Origin of the sequence: Staphylococcus pasteuri (assembly GCF_030547725.1) — a bacterium.
GTDB lineage: Bacteria > Bacillota > Bacilli > Staphylococcales > Staphylococcaceae > Staphylococcus > Staphylococcus pasteuri.
In genome coordinates, this window is the sequence record NZ_JAUOQO010000839.1 from 1 (window position 1) to 241 (window position 241).

Sequence of the window (241 nt, forward strand, 5' to 3'; positions counted from 1 at the left end):
GATCAATCCAGCCAATGACGGAGCGAAACACATCATGCTGACGCCAGAGATCAAGGCAGTGCAGGGCATGTTTCACCGTGGCGGGACCATGCACAAGCACCGCACTCTCTGCGCCGGTGTCGGCCAGCACAGGCACCAGATCCCCGGGCAAAAAGGCCTTGCCGGTCAGCGAGGGAAAGGGTGTTTCGGCGATAAATGTCTCGCCCCGGGTGCGGTCCCAGATATGGACGTGGGTGTCGAT

Annotated in this window: 1 protein-coding gene; it reads right to left on the reverse strand. The window is 60.6% G+C overall.

Annotation, left to right across the window (positions count from 1 at the left end):
- The coding region (locus Q4528_RS15680; protein WP_303522646.1) for a hypothetical protein at positions 1–241 on the reverse strand (241 nt) is incomplete at both ends.